Source organism: Falcatimonas sp. MSJ-15 (assembly GCF_018918265.1).
Taxonomy (GTDB): Bacteria; Bacillota; Clostridia; order Lachnospirales; family Lachnospiraceae; genus Falcatimonas.
The window spans coordinates 113,804-132,582 of the sequence record NZ_JAHLQC010000001.1; the positions used below are offsets into that span (position 1 = coordinate 113,804).

At 32.9% G+C, this 18,779-nt stretch carries 9 protein-coding genes; 7 read left to right on the top strand and 2 right to left on the bottom strand.

The features are described 5' to 3' along the window. Positions 1-214 precede the first annotated feature (214 nt). From KQI85_RS00440 to KQI85_RS00450, 3 genes are all read left to right on the top strand, one after another. Positions 215-769, top strand: coding sequence for a putative ABC transporter permease (locus tag KQI85_RS00440; protein ID WP_253293687.1), 555 nt, complete (start codon positions 215-217; stop codon positions 767-769). Positions 770-800: 31 nt separating this feature from the next. Next, positions 801-2,621: a glycerophosphodiester phosphodiesterase family protein gene (locus tag KQI85_RS00445; RefSeq protein WP_216574072.1), complete on the top strand. Its 1,821-nt coding sequence runs from the start codon at positions 801-803 to the stop codon at positions 2,619-2,621. A gap of 475 nt (positions 2,622-3,096) precedes the next feature. Beyond that, positions 3,097-10,155, top strand: a complete 7,059-nt coding sequence (locus KQI85_RS00450) for an Ig-like domain-containing protein (RefSeq protein ID WP_216574073.1) — start codon at positions 3,097-3,099, stop codon at positions 10,153-10,155. Between the two features lie 188 nt (positions 10,156-10,343). Here KQI85_RS00450 and KQI85_RS00455 read toward each other — a convergent pair whose 3' ends face one another. After that, positions 10,344-10,844 carry a hypothetical protein gene (locus tag KQI85_RS00455; protein ID WP_216574074.1) on the bottom strand — a complete coding sequence of 167 codons (501 nt, stop codon included), beginning with the start codon at positions 10,842-10,844 and terminating at the stop codon, positions 10,344-10,346. 270 nt (positions 10,845-11,114) lie between these two features. Here KQI85_RS00455 and KQI85_RS00460 point away from each other — a divergent pair, with 270 nt between their 5' ends. The 3 genes from KQI85_RS00460 (at position 11,115) to KQI85_RS00470 (ending at position 15,799) form a co-directional block, all read left to right on the top strand. Next, entirely contained in the window at positions 11,115-12,188 is a 1,074-nt protein-coding gene (locus tag KQI85_RS00460) for a dienelactone hydrolase family protein (RefSeq protein WP_253293688.1), read from the top strand. A gap of 46 nt (positions 12,189-12,234) precedes the next feature. Beyond that, complete coding sequence (locus KQI85_RS00465) at positions 12,235-13,710, top strand: methyltransferase (RefSeq protein ID WP_216574075.1); 1,476 nt, start codon at positions 12,235-12,237, stop codon at positions 13,708-13,710. Between the two features lie 445 nt (positions 13,711-14,155). Further along, positions 14,156-15,799, top strand: coding sequence for an HD domain-containing phosphohydrolase (locus KQI85_RS00470; RefSeq protein ID WP_216574076.1), 1,644 nt, complete (start codon positions 14,156-14,158; stop codon positions 15,797-15,799). 304 nt (positions 15,800-16,103) lie between these two features. Here the strand turns inward: KQI85_RS00470 and KQI85_RS00475 are convergent, their stop codons facing one another. Further along, the gene (locus KQI85_RS00475; protein ID WP_253293689.1) at positions 16,104-17,687 is read right to left on the bottom strand and encodes a glycoside hydrolase 43 family protein; all 1,584 of its coding nucleotides are present in this window, start codon (positions 17,685-17,687) and stop codon (positions 16,104-16,106) included. 270 nt (positions 17,688-17,957) lie between these two features. Here KQI85_RS00475 and KQI85_RS00480 point away from each other — a divergent pair, with 270 nt between their 5' ends. Continuing rightward, a complete protein-coding gene (locus KQI85_RS00480) occupies positions 17,958-18,740 on the top strand; it encodes an AraC family transcriptional regulator (protein ID WP_216574077.1) in 783 nt (260 codons plus the stop codon). Positions 18,741-18,779 lie beyond the last annotated feature (39 nt).

Genomic DNA, 18,779 nt, shown 5'->3' on the forward strand with positions numbered 1-18,779 from the left:
CAAATAAGATATAACTAAAATTCAAGATAAATAATAACGTGCAAAATAGCTTTTTTCAAGGGGATAGCATTAATTTAGAACCTAAACAAATAAATATTGTTAAATAGGTATAAAATGAAAAGGAGAATTATTCATTGCCTAAACTATAATTCAGTAGTAGAATAAAAGTGTTACTTAAATTAAGATGAGGAAAAAGGAGTATAGGAGTGAAAAAATGAGTGATTTAATAGCTATGCAGTATCACGGACTTAGTATGGCACAGACAATTGTATGGTTTTTTATATATGCATTCATTGGCTGGGTAATGGAGTGCATTGTGATACGAAGGGAAAAAGGAATATGGGAGAATAGAGGATTTGCAAAACTTCCATTCTGTATTATCTATCCGTTTGGAGCAATAGCAGTATATGAACTGCTTAGTCCTATTGCGGATAATATAGTTGCGTTGTATATATCAGGCGCAATTATAGCAACAACAATCGAATATATAACAGCAAAAGTAATGCTTATGCTGTTTGGTGAATTCTGGTGGGATTATAAGAATAAGTTTATGAATTATCAAGGAATAATATGCCTTGAGAGCACTGTAGGATGGGGACTTTTGACAGTATTCTTTTTTAAATTCATGAACAGATATGTTACAATAGGTGTAAGCAGAATACCAGGGAGAATTGCGAATACAATAGCAATAACACTGCTTGTAGCATATATACTAGATTTTACAACACAGTTTTTACATTCGCTTTCAAAAGAAAAGGAGTGTAATTAATATTAAAAAATAAAAGAACAGAGGCATGTAGATGGGAAAATTATTAAAAAAAGGAAAAGAACTGCTTAATAAAAATATTGGTACATTCATATTGTTTGAGATATTATATAAGGGTATTTTTGTTGCAGTAGCATATCCGATGTTAATTGGAATTTTCCGTCTGGTTCTTAAAAGAGCCGGTTTGAAATATCTTACTAACGGTTACATATACCGTTTTTTAAGAAATCCATTTACAATAGCTGCTGTTCTTTTTGTTATTATTGCGATTATATTATATTGTATATTCGAGGCATCGGCACTAAGCTTTATATATTATGAGTCGTACAGGCGTAATAAAGTTACAGTAGCGGAGACAATAAGGCATGGATTTGGAAGTTTTAAACATGCAATGAAACATGGTAATTATCTTATAATGATAAGGATATTTATCGAAGTTATAACTTGTAATATATCTGTACTCATAATAGTAATATCAGGACTTACGTTACCATCAGCAGTTAAAAAAGTAATGTTTGGTAATATCTGGCTTAAAGCTGTATATGTAATAGTATTCTTAATAGCGTTATATTACACTGTATCGGGGATATTTACATTGAACTATATGGCAGTTGATAAGATGGAATACAAGAGAGCAAAGAGAAATAGTAAAAATGTAGTAAAAAATAATATTATTATGATAATTAAAGATCTGTTCATATATAATATATGCGTACTTGCATTATATTGGCTTTCAATTCTGATGCTTACAATTATAGTTGTAATATTTGTAAAGATATTCAATATGTCATCGTATGGTATGGTAATATTCCTTACAATATTTAGAATATTCAACTCAGGAGTTACATTCATGCTGTTTGCTTTTGCAGTACCAGGGTGCATACTTGTTATATCAAGATTATTTGAAAAATGTGTTGTAAGTCATGAGACACATAAAGAAGTTGATATAAAATATTATAAATATGATGAGAAAAAAGCATTATTTTTAAGAAAGATAATGGTTGCACTTACGATAGTAAGTATTATTATAGATGGAATATATGTATATATAAGTTCAGTGAATAATCCATTCGATAATGTTGAGCTTATGACGCTTCCAGAAGTTACATCACACAGAGGTAATTCTGTAAAAGCACCTGAGAATACAATATCGGCATTTGAATATGCGATAAAAGATATGTCTGATTATATTGAACTTGATGTACAGGAGACAGCAGATGGAGAACTTGTAGTAATGCATGATCCAAGTCTTAAGAGAACAACAGGAATCAATAAGAAAGTAGCATCAGTTACTCTTGCATATATAAAATCATTAGATGCAGGCTCATACTTTAGTGATGAATTTAAAGATGAGAGAGTACCAACATTAAAAGAGACTCTTGAATATGTTGATAAGCAGGTAAAACTTAATATAGAGATAAAAGCAACAGATACTAATATATCGAGAATATCTAAAAAAGTAGCAGATCTGATAGAAGAATATGAACTTCAGGATGATTGTATTGTAACATCGATGAAGTATGATGTGCTAAAAGCAATAAAAAAATGTAATGAAGATATAAAAACAGGATATATAATATCAATTGCGTATGGTAACTTCTATAATATGGCATATGTTGATGCGTTCAGTATGAATTATGCGTTTGTTAATAAGAATACAGTTGATGCAGTTCATGCCAGAGGTAAAAAAGTCCTTGTATGGACAGTTAATAGTGCAGAGAAGATAGAGAATCTTACAGCACTTGGGGTTGATAATATAATAACTGATGATCCAGTTATGGCAAGAGAAGTTATATATTCAAAATATTCATATAAAGAGCTTGTTGATATACTTAATTATGTATTTAATAAGTAACAGATAATTAGATTAATTAAGGCTTAATTAGGAAGTATTAAGTTTTAGAATCTTATAACACAAAGAAATATTTTATAATCTTGTAATAAAGGTTAGTGACTCTTATGATGGCAAAATATTAGTTCACAATATAAAATTTATATCGTAGGTATTGGTAATTATTTAGAAGATGTTAAAACAAATATAAAATATTTCAAAACATATTAAAATAAAAACAAAAAAATGAGCGTTTTTCGGTAGTTTTTAAACGAAAACGCTCTTTTTTGTTCAGCAAAATCTTGTCGGCTAAAAATCTTTAGTTATTATTAACAAAATTAACAAAAACTAAAGAAAATATAAAGAAAATATATACAAGTTATCCAAAAGTGTGCTATAATCTAAAATAGTTTATATGATATTGCTTGTAAAAACTGACGAATCGAAACTAAAAAATAGCAGTATTATAACAAAAGTAACAAAGGGAGGAATTAGGTACATGAGGAAATTTGGAACTAAAAAAAGTATTTCTTTATTAATGGCTATGACAATGATCACAGGTAACATTGGTACGGGAATGCCAGTCATGGCTAGTGAAACAGAAACTGACACAGCAATCACTAGTGCAAAATTCAGTTTTGGAACAGAGAAGCTTGACGGGTATACCAATGTTGATGCACAGACTGTGTATAGTGATGAGTCAGGATATGGATTCTCAACATCAGAATATCCTGCACAGGCAGAAGGCTGGGTTGGAGGAGTATATTATCCAAGAACAGTAGTATTTACAGATTCTAACTCATCTTACATAACTGACAGTAGTAATTATGTAACTGTAGCAAGTAAGGTATGGAAAGAAACAGAGAGTACAGGCTATGGAGTATATACATACGAGAATACATCAACATTTGATGTAAAACTTGATTCTGCTGATTATACAGTAAAAGTAGAACTTACTAACCCAACAGATACAGATGTCACAGTTAATCTTGAAGCAGAAGACATAACAAAGGCAACAGGCGTGGTAGTTAAGGCACATGAGACTAAGACATCAACATTTACAGCATGCCTTGTGGATGGAAGACTTAATCTTAAATTCCTTGCAGATTCATCAGCGACAGATGAGAGCAGCGCAGCACTTTCTAATGTATATCTTAGTAAAGTAGAAGTAGAGAAGCAGACACGTGAACAAGGAAGCAAGCCGACAGTATTCATAGCATCAGACTCAACAGTTCAGACATATGATGCCAACTACTATCCACAGACCGGATGGGGACAGGTATTATATAATTTCTTTAAAGGTGCAGAGAATGTTAATGAATATGAATGTGATGACTGTAATTATAGTCAGGCACAGACTTATGAGACAGACAGCGTAATAGTAGAGAATAGAGCGATAGGAGGAAGAAGCTCTAAATCATTTATCGAAGAAGGCAAATTAGATGACCTTCTTGAAGATGTAAAACCAGGTGATTATGTTCTTGTTCAGTGGGGACATAATGATGCAACAGCAGCAAGACCTAATAGATATGTATCATCAGATGACTTTGAAAAGTGGCTTCAGTACTATGTAGATGGTGTTGAACAAAGAGGCGGTACATGTATTCTTGTAACACCGGTAGCAAGAAGAAGTTATACAACAGATGCAGAAGGTAATGCATCATTTAAGAGTGATTTTGAAAAATACAGACAGGTAATGTTAAAAATGGGCGAAGAGAAGAATGTACCTGTTCTTGATTTGACAAAAGCATCAATAGAAGTATGTAATAAGTTTGGCGAAGAAGGAAGTAAATCATTATTCTTATGGCTAAATGCAGGTGATTATACAGGTGCATATGCAGGTGGCGTATCAGACTCAACACACCTTCAGTACTATGGAGCATATAAGTTTGCACAGTGTGTTGCAAAACTTATAAAAGAGTATGATAAAGATGACAGATTAGATGCATTAAAAGCAGTAACAGAAGATATTAAGACTCCTGATAAAGCACCAGAAGAGATTCCATCAGGACTTGAGACAACAACAGTAGGAGCATCAAGTGTTACATTTAAATGGAATTCAACATCAGATTCAGAATTATACTATATCTACAAAGCAGAATTAGCAGAAGGACAGAGCGTAGATGATGTTGATTTTACTAATGCAGAGAAGTTCTCAGTGTCATCAGTTAATAAATATACAGATGGTAAATGTGAAGGCGGTAAGACCTATGTATATGCTGTAGCAGGATTCAATGAAGCAGGTGTTGGTGAAAAATCAGAGAAACTTGTAGTTACAACCAAGTCAGCATTATACAAATATGATTTTTGTCAGGACTCATCTAATCCAACAATGGACGGATTCTTACCTGTAACATCAACACAGATGTACAGTGAAGAGAATGGATATGGATGGATAACAGCTCCGGGCAATGGACGTTACAGAGCTAACAATGGTAATGCAACATCTAATGCAATGACAGATGATTTCTGTATTGGAGCAGGTGAATTTGCAGTAGACCTTCCAAATGGTAAATATGAGATAAAAGTAACAGCATGCGATCTTATGTCAGGTACAAGCACAATCAAGACATCATATACAGCAGAAGGTGTTGCAATAGGTGGAGTATCAACTAAACAGGCAGCAGCATCGGTAAGTGCAACAGTAGTTGTAGAAGATGGACAGTTAAATCTTGTGGTAGGTGGAACTAACCCATATATTAATGGACTTGAGATAACACCGGTATCAATAGCACCATCAGGATTATTAATGCAGGAACTTACATTTGACGGTGACAATGCTAACTTCTTATTACAGTGGAATGATACAGAAGATGCAGTTTCATACAATGTATATAAGAAAGCTGAATCAGATTCAGAATATACACTTGTTAAGAACATAACAGCAGAAGAGAAAAAAGAATCAACAACACTTCCATTCACAGTAGTTGCAGGCGAACAGTACAAATACTATGTAACAGCAATACTTAAAGATGGAACAGAGACACCAAAGAGCAATGTGGTCGATGTTGACGGAAGAAATCCAGACGATGTTATTCCGGCTGCACCACAGAATGTTGTATGTAATGTATCAGAATCAGCTAATATGCAGATAAGCTGGGATGCAACAGATAATGCAGTCAAATATATTGTATATCGTTCAGACAGAGCAGAAGGAACAAAAGGATACAAAGAATATACAAAAGTAGCAGAAGTAAATGGTAAAGCAAATACAACATTTACAGATACAGATGAAGATGTAACAGCTAACATAAAATGGTACTATAAAGTACAGGCATTTAGTACAAAAGGTGGAAGTGAACTCTCAGATGCATGTGAGACAGAGATTACTACGACGCTTACAAGAACAAAAGCAGAGACACTTACAGACAGAGCACTTGTAGCAATTAACCTTGCAGGAGATGATGGAACAGGTATCGATGAGAATGGTAAAGAAGGCGTCAATGTATCAAGTACAGACAGTGGAGTATACTTAAGCTGGAGAACATTTGAAGCAGATCCTGAAGATGTAACATATACACTTTATAAGAATGATAAAAAACTTGTAAGTGGACTTACAGTCGGTAACTATATTGACAGCGAAGGAACAGCAGAAGATGTATACAAAGTAGTAGGAAGTTCAGATAAAGAACTCGGCCTTAAGTCAGAATCAGTAGCAACATGGCAGAATAAATATATCGAATTCGAACTTAATAAACCAGAAGATCAGACAATGCCGGATGGAACAGTATGTACATATACAGCCAATGATATGTCAGTTGGAGATCTCGATGGAGATGGCAAGTATGAGCTTATAGTAAAATGGTATCCATCTAATGCAAAAGATAATTCAGGAGCAGGATATACAGGAACAACAATTCTTGATGCATACGATATTGATGCCAACACAGGAAAAGCCACACAGATGTGGAGAATAGACCTTGGTATTAATATTCGTTCAGGTGCACATTATACACAGTTCCAGGTATGGGATTTTGATAATGATGGAAAAGCAGAGATAGTATGTAAGACAGCAGATGGAACAGTTGACGGTGCAGGTAATGTAATAGGAGATAAATCAAAAGATTACAGAAATACATCAGGCTATGTACTTGATGGACCGGAATATCTTACAATATTTGATGGAGAAACAGGTAAAGCTCTAGATACAACAGATTATATTCCAGAAAGAGGAAGTGTATCAGCATGGGGCGATGCTTATGGTAACAGAGTTGACAGATTCTTATCAGGTGTTGCATATCTTGACGGTGAACATCCAAGTATGATATTCACAAGAGGATATTATACAAGAATATGTATTACAGCTTATGATTTTGTAGATGGCAAACTTGTTAAGAGATGGGCATTTGATACAGATGAAGCAGGTTCACAGTATGAGTCACAGGGTAATCATCAGTTATCAATCAATGATGTTGATAATGATGGAAAAGATGAGATTATATTTGGAGGACTTACACTTGACCATAATGGTAAAGTAAAATATTCAACAGGTCTTGGACATGGTGATGCACAGCATATATCAGATTGGGATCCAACTAATCCTGGACTTGAGATATTCGCAGTACATGAACATTCAGATGCAGAGTATCAGGTCGAAGTACATGATGCTGAGACAGGTGAGATATTATATGGTTACTTCACAGGTATAGATACAGGACGTGGTGTTGCAGCAGATGTTGATCCAACTAATCTTGGTGGAGAATTCTGGTCAAGCGTTGAATGGAATGGAACAGACGGAGGAATGTATGCAGCAACATCAAGATTTGATAATATTAAAAAATTATCACAGCTTACACCATCAGTTAATAATACATTATTCTGGGATGGAGACTTGTTAAGTGAATTACAGGATCATACATTCAATAATGCGGGTGGTAACTATTATCCTGTAAGTACTAACATTACAAAATGGAACTCAGAGACAGGAACATCAGATACATTATTTGAAAGTGCACAACTTCTTACTAATAATGGTACAAAAGGTAACATGGGACTTACAGCAGACATTCTTGGTGACTGGAGAGAAGAGATAATCTCAAGAACCAACGATGCATCTAACTCAAAGATAAGAATCTACTCAACAACAATTGAGACAGATTACAAAGTCCCATGTCTTATGGAGAATTCTACATACAGACTTGGTGTTGCATGGGAAAACGTTGGATATAACCAGCCAGCTAATCTTGATTATCTTCTTTCAGAAGGACTTGTAACAGCAACAGTTAATGGTGAGAAGACAGATTATAATAGTGCGACAATTAACTTCTATGGTGCAAGTGATGGTGTCAACGGTCATGAGATAGAAGGCTATAAAGTATATAGACTTAATGAAGAGACAGGCGAATATGAAGCAGTTGGAGATGTTGATGTTAATGATTATGTAACAAAAGATCTTGCAACAGGCGATGTTGTTGAGGACGAAGAACCTTATGAAGCATACTTTGATTTTGGCGGTGTAGATGGTAAAAATGGTGGAGTAGGTCCTGTACAGGACGGATATACAGCTATTACATCTGATACACCGGCATATTCAGAAGAACAGGGCTATGGACTTACAGCAGATTCATTAAGTGGAATCACATTCAGATATTATCCAAAAGCATTTGATGATAATATGGCTAATCTCTATAATGACTGTGCAATGGGATGGAATTCAGATGTAGATTTCATTGCAGATGTTCCAAATGGTGAATATGAAGTAACAGTATATACAGCACATAATGCAGGAACAGCTAAGAACTTAATCTATATTAATGATATGGAGAATAGCGTAGCAAGATTTGCTAACAAATATGAACAGAATACAATAACACAGAAAGTTACAGTAACAGATGGTAAGATTGAAGTAAAAGCAACACTTGCTGATGGATATTCAGGTGCAGTATATCTTAATGGACTTACAATTAAACAGATTGTAGAAGAAAAAGATACAACTGAAACAAAAGCAAATGTACAGAATGTATATTCATATACAGACAAGAATCTTGAACAGAATAAGGAATATACATACAAAGTATCAGCAGTAGTTGATGGAAAGCCATCATTTAAATCAAAAGCGGTAACATTAAAAACATTACTTAACATAAGAGAAGTACTTCCATTAGAAGACCTTACAATTGTTGCGGATACACCAGATTACGAAGCTCTTATTCCAGATACAGTAACAGTTATTGATGCAAATGGCAATAAAGTAGATGGAATTGAAGTAAAATGGGATATGACTTCATTTGACATAACAAAGACAGGTGAATATACATTAACAGGAACAATAGAAGGATATGACAAAGAAGTAACATTAAAGATTACAGTAGAAGCTAATACAGTTACAGGATATGAAGCACTTGATGATGTATATGTAGTTGCAGGAACAAAAGCAGTACTTCCAACTACAGTAAAACATAATATGAAGAATGGAACAGTAAAAGAACTTCCGGTAACATGGAATACAGAATCACTTGATACAGATACAACAGGTGAATATGTAATTACTGGTACAACAGAACTTCTTGATAATGTAACAGTAAAAGTAATCGTAAAAGATAATTATATTGTATCAGTTGCGAGTGCAAAATCAGTTGAAGTGAATAAAGGCGAGATAGCAAAACTTCCAGATACACTTACAGCAACATATGCAGATGGTCAGGTAAAAGAAGTTGAAGTCATCTGGGATGATGTAGATACATCTAAGATTGGAACATATGTAGTAAATGGAACAGTAAAAGATTATGCACAGAAAGTAACAGTAACAGTATATGTAGTAAAAGCAGCCTATAAGAAATTCGACTTTGGTATCAGTACATCAAAAGTAGCAGAAGGATGGACGGGTGTTACAGTTAATAAAAAAGGTGGAACAGCTTATGGTGATTATGTATATAGCAAAGAGCAGGGATATGGATTCACAGATATAGGCAAAGATACATTATCATCACCAATACAGGGACGTACAGAAGAATTTACATATACAGGAGAAGGAACACTTCCATATGATGTATATACAGATTTCGTACTTCCGGCTAATACAGAATTCAAAGTAGACCTTCCAAATGGTAACTACTCAGTACAGGTTATCGCAAACTCAATATATGCAAGTAAAGTACAAGTAAGCATTGAAGGCGGTAATAATGTTACAGTTTCAAATGCAGCAGGTTCATATACAATCTATACAGAAGAAAGCGTAGAGATAACAGATGGTCAGTTAAATCTCGCATTCCCAAGTGGCACATGGAGACTTGGCGGAATTATCATTACTAAGAATGATAGTGAAGAAGAATCAACAGAAGAGACAACAGAAGAGACAACAGAAGTTACAACAGAAGAGACAACAGAAGTTACAACAGAGGAGACAACAGAAGAAACAACAGAAGAGACAACAGAAGTTACAACAGAAGAGACAACAGAAGTTACAACAGAGGAGACAACAGAAGAGACAACAGAGGAGACAACAGAAGAGACAACAGAAGACGACAAACAGGATAACATAGTTAATACAATTGTTAAAGTTATCGTAAAAGTTGTTAAGAAAATAGTTGATTTTATCAAAGGTTTTGGAAGACATTAATATTAAATAACGATGTAACTCAACGAATATATCGTTGATAGCATAAAAACCCATGCCATAAAACAAAAAGCCACCAGACAGATTAAATAGCTGTTTGGTGGTTTTTGTTTTATTATTCAATTTACGTTGCAAAAATATTATGATATAATCTCCTGCTAAGTTTAAATAATATTCTTAAAAATTAAATTCTACTTAGTTAGTGCTGTTAAAACCTGGACAAATATTGCAAAAAATATCCATGGATAAAATATGCAAAATGCCCGGTATAAATAGCCTATTTTGTCGCTACTGCCACTCCAAAAAGCTTTGTTTGGAGTATTTAGCCAATATATATCAATTTTTTCACGAAGAGGTGAGCCAGAGTGCTCTGTAGGATCAGATGAAAATTTTTTGCAATATGTTTTTCCATTTACAACATAGGTATACTTGGCTGAATAATATTCGCTTAAGTGATTATGAACACTTCTTGATCTGTTTCTGGATAATTTGTATGCTTCATCACGAAGAATAGTAGCCTGTGCTGTATTTCCCTTCTTCACAGCTTTATCAATCTTTCTTTTCAAACCAACCTTCTTGTTAGATAGAACTTTAATCACAAAAATATAGGATGGTATTATCGTCAGGAAACCAACGTTAAGCTGCCATGGATGTGACTTTACCTCTTCAATAAACATGTTAAAATCATTCATAATTATTACTCCCATCATTTGTTATAACACTAAAGACATTAATTCTATAGTGTGAAATTTCATTAGTATTGTTATAATACAATCTAATTGTACTGTCAAGTGCTTAAAAATATGTTTTGTTTAGAAGAGTAAAAATATGTTGATTCGTTTTGAAAAAATATTTATAATAAAAAAGAAGGTTAATAATTAGACATTATAAGAATAAAATAAAGACAAAAAGTATGTAATTGCAGCATATTATAAGTATTAAAAAATAGGAGAAATAAGAAAATGTCAGATAGAACAATTCATATAGAACAATATTATACAGCTCTTCCACATATAGAGAAGAGATTTGATAAGTATGCAAGGCAAAAAGCACTAAGAGCTGACAGCTATGAAGAATATATAGAATGGAGAACTAGTGCAAGAGAAGAACTTAGTAATATACTTGGAATGGATAAGATGGAGACATCTCCACTAGATCCTAACGTAAGTGAGAGAGTTGTATTAGATGATGGAATTATAAGAGAAAAAGTAATAATACAGGTAGAACCTGATGTATATATGCCGGTGTATATATTGATACCTAAGTCAGATAGTACTGACAGGTTAAAGTGTATTATATGTCCACATGGACATTCTGGTGCAGGTAAATATTCTGTTGCAGGAAGAAGAGATATTCCGGCAGTAAGAGATAAGATAGAATTCTTTAATTATGATTATGGAATGCAGCTTGCAAAAAAAGGATATGTTACATTGTGTCCTGATTGTAGAGGATTTGGAGAGAGAAGAGAACTTGCATTACAGTCGGATGAAGAAAAAGATTTTATCAATTCAACATGTTTTCAACTTGCACACATGGCAGAGCCACTTGGAATGTCTGTAATTGGAATGTGTGTGTGGGATCTTATGAGATTAACAGATTATATTATTATGCGTGATGAATGGGCAACAGATAATATAGCATGTGTTGGATTCTCAGGCGGTGGAATGCAGACTTTGTATTTCGCAGCGTTAGATGAGCGAGTAAAAGCAGCAGTTATAAGTGGTTATATGTATGGCGTTAAAGAATCGCTTCTTGAACGTAATGGTAATTGCAGCTGTAATTATGTAAGAGGATTGTGGGAAGCATTTGACATGGGCGATATTGGGGCGATGATAGCTCCAAGACCTGTTCTTATACAGTCGGCAAGAGATGATCATCTGAATGGCAGATGTGGAATAATTAATGCGATAGAACAAGTCGATATTATGCGAAAAGCATATACAGTGACACATAGTGATGATAAACTTATACACAAGATAATTGAAGGCGGACACCACTATGACAGTGATATTGACGAACTTCTTAGATTAATTTAAGAAGTTACTAAACCAATATATTAGTATAAAAATACGAGGAATCAATATGAGAGAAATATTTGAAAAAATAATAAAAAATGAAGATACAAGAAAAAATTTAATAGAGCTTAAATCAATTTTAAAAGATGAAAAAAATAGAAAATCATTTTTATTTAATTTTGCGGATAAAAAAGATGTATTTATTGAACTTTTAAATTCAGAAGATGCAAAAATAAGAAAAAATACGGCTGTAATAATGGGTGAATTAAGAGATAAAGCATTTTTAAAGCCACTTATGAATGCATATAGGGCTGAGAAAACTTTATTTGTAAGATCAGAATATCTTAATGCACTTGGTCAATTCAATTATTCAGAATATGTTGATGAGTTAAGAGAGCGACTTGAAGAGTTAAGAAGAACGGAAGTCACAGACAGTGATAGAAAGCATGTAGATGAAGAGATTAGATCACTTAATTCACTTGTTAGTATGTATGAAGGAAGTAAGAAGCATATTTTTACAGGAATTAATAAAAAACCTGCAATGATTCTACTAACTAACAGGAATTATAGTGATATAACAGCAGATAAGATATCAGGTGCTAAGACATTTAATGCCGGTGTTATGGTAGATGAAGGCAGTATAACAATTAAGGAAGTATTAGATATTAGAACCTATAGTGAACTTTTATTTATAATTAATAAGATGAAAACTGTAGATACTGATATTAAAAGTGCAGCAGAGAAGATAGTAAAATCAGATATTTTTAAATTTCTTAAGGAATTATATGATACATCAGATACTTTTAATTTTAGAATTGAATTAAAAGATAAGATGGATTTGCAAAAAAAGAGTAAATTTACTAAAAAACTTGCATCAGAGATAGAAAGAATGTCTAATTACAGACTTGTAAATAATCCTTCTGATTATGAGATAGAGATAAGGCTTATTAGAAACAAAGAGGATAGATATAATTGCCTTGTAAAATTATATTCAATAGATGATAAACGATTTGAATATAGACAAAATGTTGTTGCTGAGAGTATAAAGCCAGAGATAGCTGCACTTATTATGGAGATAGCTAAAGATTATCTTAAAGATAATGCCAGAGTACTTGATCCATTCTGTGGAGTTGGAACAATGCTCATCGAGAGATATATGTATAAAAAGACTGATACTCTATATGGAGTAGATAAGAGTGCAGAAGCTGTTGAGATGGCTAGACTTAATACAGACTATGCACATAAAGTAGTACATTATATTAATCGTAACTGTGCAGATTTTAGGCATGAATATAAATTTGATGAGATTATTACTAATATGCCTATGGAACTAAATAACAATCTAGATAAGAATGTGGAAGAAGCATATAAGACTCTTGCAGGCAAGGCACATGAATGGCTTAATGATGAAGGTATAATAGTACTCTATTCACATAATCCAGAATATGTGAACAGATATTTTTCAAAAGAGTATAAAATTGTATTAAAAGCCGAGATTAATAAAAAACAGGATGCGTATGCGTTTGTAATTAAAAATTCATAATTAGCATTTGAATTGCTATTAAAAATTGTAAATGAGTAAGAAGAATTGCTAATTATTAAGAATCATATAAAAGAGTAAACAGAATTGCTGATTATTAAGAATCATATAAAAGAGTAAACAGAATTGCTGATTATTAAGAATCATATAAAAGAGTAAACAGAATTGCTGATTATTAAGAATCATATAAAAGAGTAAACCAAATTGCTGATTATTAAGAATTTATATAAATGTATATGAATTGTTTGGTAATAAAAAAATAGTATAGAATATAAATTAGATAAGCAAATATTAAGAATAGTACTAACGTAAGTGAAATATAATACGATAGTACTATTTTTTTTAAGGCAGTTTTATGATAAAATTACTAATAATAGTGTTGTACACCATAAATAATTAAAATAGATATATTTAAGGTGTGCCAGTTGATATTAAGAAGGAGCTTGAGATGTTTGACATATTTTTACTGGTGCAGATAATGGGGATAATAATTCTTGCGGGTGCAATAGTATTTGTGATTACAAGAAAGAAGACAATGGAACAGTCATTGTTGCTTGCAATAGGAGTCGCTGTGTTAGTTAACCTGCTTGGGTATCTTGCAGAGATGACGTCAAAGAGCGAAGAAGCAGCACTTATGGCAGTTAAGATGTCTTATCTTGGCAAATGCTTTATATGCTGGCTTATGTTATATTTTATACTTATATATTATAAGTGCAGATATCCTAAGAGATTAATGTTTTTTATGCTGGGTGTGCATATGTTTATATATATCTGTATATACACATGTCAATGTCATTCACTGTATTATATAGATGTAAGATTTATAGAAGAGAGCAATGGATTTGCTCATCTTGAATTAAAACATGGATTTATATATTATTTGCACATGTTTATAGCATATATTTATGAATGTTTTATATTGTTTTTATCAATGAGACATTTCATTAGAAATAAAGGAACAGTTGAAGGAAAGATTGCTCTTATAGCATTTATAGTAGCTTTGTTGCCTTTATTTGCAAGTATAAGTGAGATAACTAATATATTTCAGCCGTATGATATTATGGATCTTGCTATACTTTTGGGAACATTTACATTTGCATATTATGTGTTAAAATACAGATTATATGAGACTGTTGATATTGGTAAGGATACTATTGTAGACAGATTAAGTGAGATGATGTTCATTACAAATAGTAATTTTGAGATTTTATATAGTAATAATATTGTTAAAGAGAAGATTGCTGATAATATCTTTAATACTAATAAGATACAGCGAGAATTTATAAAAAAATTGATAAGTCTTGATGGCAGACAATATGAGCTTGATGGCAGATTTTATGATGTTAATGTTGAAGAGATGAAGCGTTTTAAGAATGTTAATGGATATATTATAATGCTTAATGATATAACAGATCATATAAAACATTCTAATAATCTTGAAGTTATGGTAAGTCAGAAGACGAACCAGATTGAGAGAATGAAGCAGAATACAATCACTAACTTTGCTAATATAATTGAGCTTAGGGATGATATAACAGGAATGCATGTTAAGAGAACAAGTGAGTATGTAAGAATGCTTGCAACTGCACTTAAAGAGAGAGGTATATATTCAGATATTATAACAGATGAATATATTGAGAAACTTGCGAATGCAGCACCACTTCATGATGTAGGCAAGATTACTATATCAGATGTGATTCTTAAAAAAGATGGTGCTCTTGATGCAGCAGAATTTGAGAATATTAAGCAACATACTGTAGAAGGGCGCAAACTTATAGAGCAGGTTCTTCGTGATGAGACAGATGAAGAATACCTTGAGATGGCTAAGAATATGGCATATTGCCATCATGAAAAGTGGGATGGAACAGGTTATCCTGAAGGAAGACATGGTGAAGAGATTCCACTTTGTGCGAGAATTATGGCTGTTGCAGATGTATTCGATGCATTGACATCAAAGAGAAGTTATAAGGATGCACTTTCGGTAGAGGAAGCATTTGATATAATGCTAGATTCAAGAGGAAGTCATTTTGAAGCTATTCTTGTAGATGTGTTTGTTGATATTGAAAAAGACGTAAGAAAGATATGTGCATAAGTCATAAGAATTGATATAAAGCTGTTCACAGATTAATCTGATTAATATAAATCAATACAAGTCAGATTATAGATGATTGAAACAGTAAATTGATAATTAAAAGTAATGCTTAAAATTAATACCTAAAAGCAATAATTAAAATTACAATTTAAAATTAATAATTAAAAGTAAAACAGCCTGACAATTTATTACATTGTGAATAACATACTCAGCATTATTTAAGATAAGTGAGAAAAAGTATGTTACTTAGCAATATAATAAGATTGTCAGGCTGTTTTATTGTGGATTTGTAATTCACAATTATTTATTTTGCAAAAATAAAAGAATCTACATAAAGTTTACCGTCAGAGTTTGTATTAACTGTGTTATAGCAGAACAGACCGCATTTTACACCAACCCAGCGACCGGCAACAGCTTCCATCTCATCTTCAGCTTTAGTATAATTAATGCCATCAAAACTATATTCAAAAGTAATTGTCTCAGATGGCTTTGAATCAATTAATGAGATTTGTTTTACTGTATATCTTATATAAAGTTCAGTTAGTTTATTTACTGTTTCAAGAGTTGTAATTGTCTCTGTTGAGGTTGCTTTTTCATTATGGAATGTCTGTGAACCTCTGATACTTATGATGTTGTATGCAGTATCAGTTTTTTTAACACCGAGTCCTCCAAATATTACACCAAGAGATACAAATCCTGCACAGTCATCAGTTGCAAGGTCTGATACATTAAGTCTGGCTACTGTAGAGAATTCAGGTGCAGTCCATTTTTGAAGAAGCAGATTCTTGGTATCTGCAAGTGCACAAGTTGTCTCTTTATGAACAGGATAGAGAATCAGTCGGCTATTCTTGCTGTCAGTATCATACCATTCATTGCTATAATTGGCATTCCACTGCCATTGAAGTCCTAATGTATCACTATTAAAATCGTCACTGTCATCAGGACAGTAAGGGTTAGTTACAAGATTGTTAGGCTTTTTATAGGTCTTAACCGGTTCACCATAATCATTACCGTCTTTGGCAATTCCAATTATTGGCCAGTCATTCTCCCAATGCATAGGTTGAAGATGGATGATTCGTCCGGCTGCGTATACATCCTGGAAGTGTAAAAACCAGTCATCGCCATTAGTATCAGTTACATAAGCACCCTGATGAGGACCATTTACATCTGAATCGCCTTGTCTCATAACTATTTTTTCTTCATAAGGTCCCCAGATATTCTTAGAACGAAGAACTGTCTGCCATCCTGTTTTGACACCTCCTGCCGGTGCAAAGATATAATAATAACCATTTCTTTTATATAACTTAGGCCCTTCGATAGTAGGCTGTGTCTCATTACCGTCAAATATGTGAACGCCTTCTCCAATTACGCTCATTCCATCAGGTGCCATCTCGGTAAGATGGAGAATACTCTTGAATCCGATACGGCTTCTTGCAAAAGCTGTTACAAGATATGCTTTACCATCTTCATCCCAGAATGGACATGGATCTATATAACCTTTTCCTTCTTTTATACATACAGGTTCTGAAAATCTGCCATAAGGATCTTTTGATGTGCACATGAATATACCTTCATCAGGCATTGGAAAACATACATAAAAAGTATCATTATGATAGCGGATTGCCGGTGCCCATACACCACATCCATGTTCCGGATTGAAGAAACGTTCTCCGGGAACATGATTAAGAACATAATTAATTACTTTCCAGTTTACCATATCTTTAGAATGTAGAAGAGGGATTGCAGGTGAGTTACAAAAACTTGATGCAATCATATAGTAGTCATCACCGACACGAATCATGTCGGGATCTGAATAATCTGTATAGAGTACGGGATTAGTATAAGTGCCATCTGAATTATCACTTATCCACATTTTTTTAAATTCCATATATAAGCTCCTTTCATTAATTGCGTTTTGTCTGGTAAAATTGAGGTTTCGCAATTGTTAAATTATAAATTATGATATATGAATATAGGTATCTGTCTGATGCTTATATAATATCGGAGAATAAGTGTCAATACTAGTCATATAGGATAAAAATAAGTGACAAAAGTTGCACTATGATATAAGATAGTAAATAAGTAATGCTGAATATAAGTAGTTCATTAAAAAATTGCAATTAAGACAAGAAGATTATGGAAAGATGGTGGCAGTAATATGAGTGAGATATATCAGAATAGAAGTAGTAGTTTTAATTCTTTTATATCAATTAATAATACATATAGAGAACATCTGCATGAACATGTGGAACTTCTCAGAGTGCTTGAAGGCGAGATAGAAGTTAATATTGCAGATAAGAATTATGTTATGAAAAAAGATGACATATATATTGTATTTCCTAATGTAAGGCACAGTCTTATTACGAGAGAGAGTAGTAAAGTGCATATAATAATAGCTGATTCGGGATACTATGCAGATTATATGAACGAACTTAAGAATTACGAACCGGTTAATTCAGTGCTTGGTAAGGGAGTATATCCTGAGGAACTTAGCGGGATATTCTCAAGAATTATGGAACATAGAGAAGAAGAGAGAATAGCTAAAGGCTATATAATAGCAGCGGTTGGAATGATACTTGAGTGTATTGATATAACAAGACGAGATGTGGTTACAGATTCAGCAATTATAGTCAGATGCCTTGATTATATAGATAGTAATTATACAAGGAATATAAAACTTGATGATGTAGCAAGAGAACTTGGTGTTAATAGATATTATGTATCAAGAATTATCTCAGACAATCTTAATTGTAACATAAGAACTTATATTAATAAGAGACGTGTAGAGCTTGCAAGGCATATGCTTGCAAATTCAGATATGACAGTTATAGAGATTGGATATATGTGCGGGTTTGATACATCTAGAACTTTTTATAGAGCATTTAAGAAAGAGACATCATTAACACCAAAAGAGTATAAGCAGCAATTTTTTTTAAAATAAATAAAGGTTGATTGATGGATAAAGGTGGCATATAATAAG

Bases quoted from the DNA above. Each gene is read 5' to 3' on its own strand.
- KQI85_RS00460 (WP_253293688.1), top strand. From the start codon at position 11,115: ATGTCAGATAGAACAATTCATATAGAACAATATTATACAGCTCTTCCA.
- KQI85_RS00480 (WP_216574077.1), top strand. From the start codon at position 17,958: ATGAGTGAGATATATCAGAATAGAAGTAGTAGTTTTAATTCTTTTATA.
- KQI85_RS00440 (WP_253293687.1), top strand. From the start codon at position 215: ATGAGTGATTTAATAGCTATGCAGTATCACGGACTTAGTATGGCACAG.
- KQI85_RS00470 (WP_216574076.1), top strand. From the start codon at position 14,156: ATGTTTGACATATTTTTACTGGTGCAGATAATGGGGATAATAATTCTT.
- KQI85_RS00450 (WP_216574073.1), top strand. From the start codon at position 3,097: ATGAGGAAATTTGGAACTAAAAAAAGTATTTCTTTATTAATGGCTATG.
- KQI85_RS00445 (WP_216574072.1), top strand. From the start codon at position 801: ATGGGAAAATTATTAAAAAAAGGAAAAGAACTGCTTAATAAAAATATT.
- KQI85_RS00455 (WP_216574074.1), bottom strand. From the start codon at position 10,844: ATGAATGATTTTAACATGTTTATTGAAGAGGTAAAGTCACATCCATGG.
- KQI85_RS00465 (WP_216574075.1), top strand. From the start codon at position 12,235: ATGAGAGAAATATTTGAAAAAATAATAAAAAATGAAGATACAAGAAAA.
- KQI85_RS00475 (WP_253293689.1), bottom strand. From the start codon at position 17,687: ATGGAATTTAAAAAAATGTGGATAAGTGATAATTCAGATGGCACTTAT.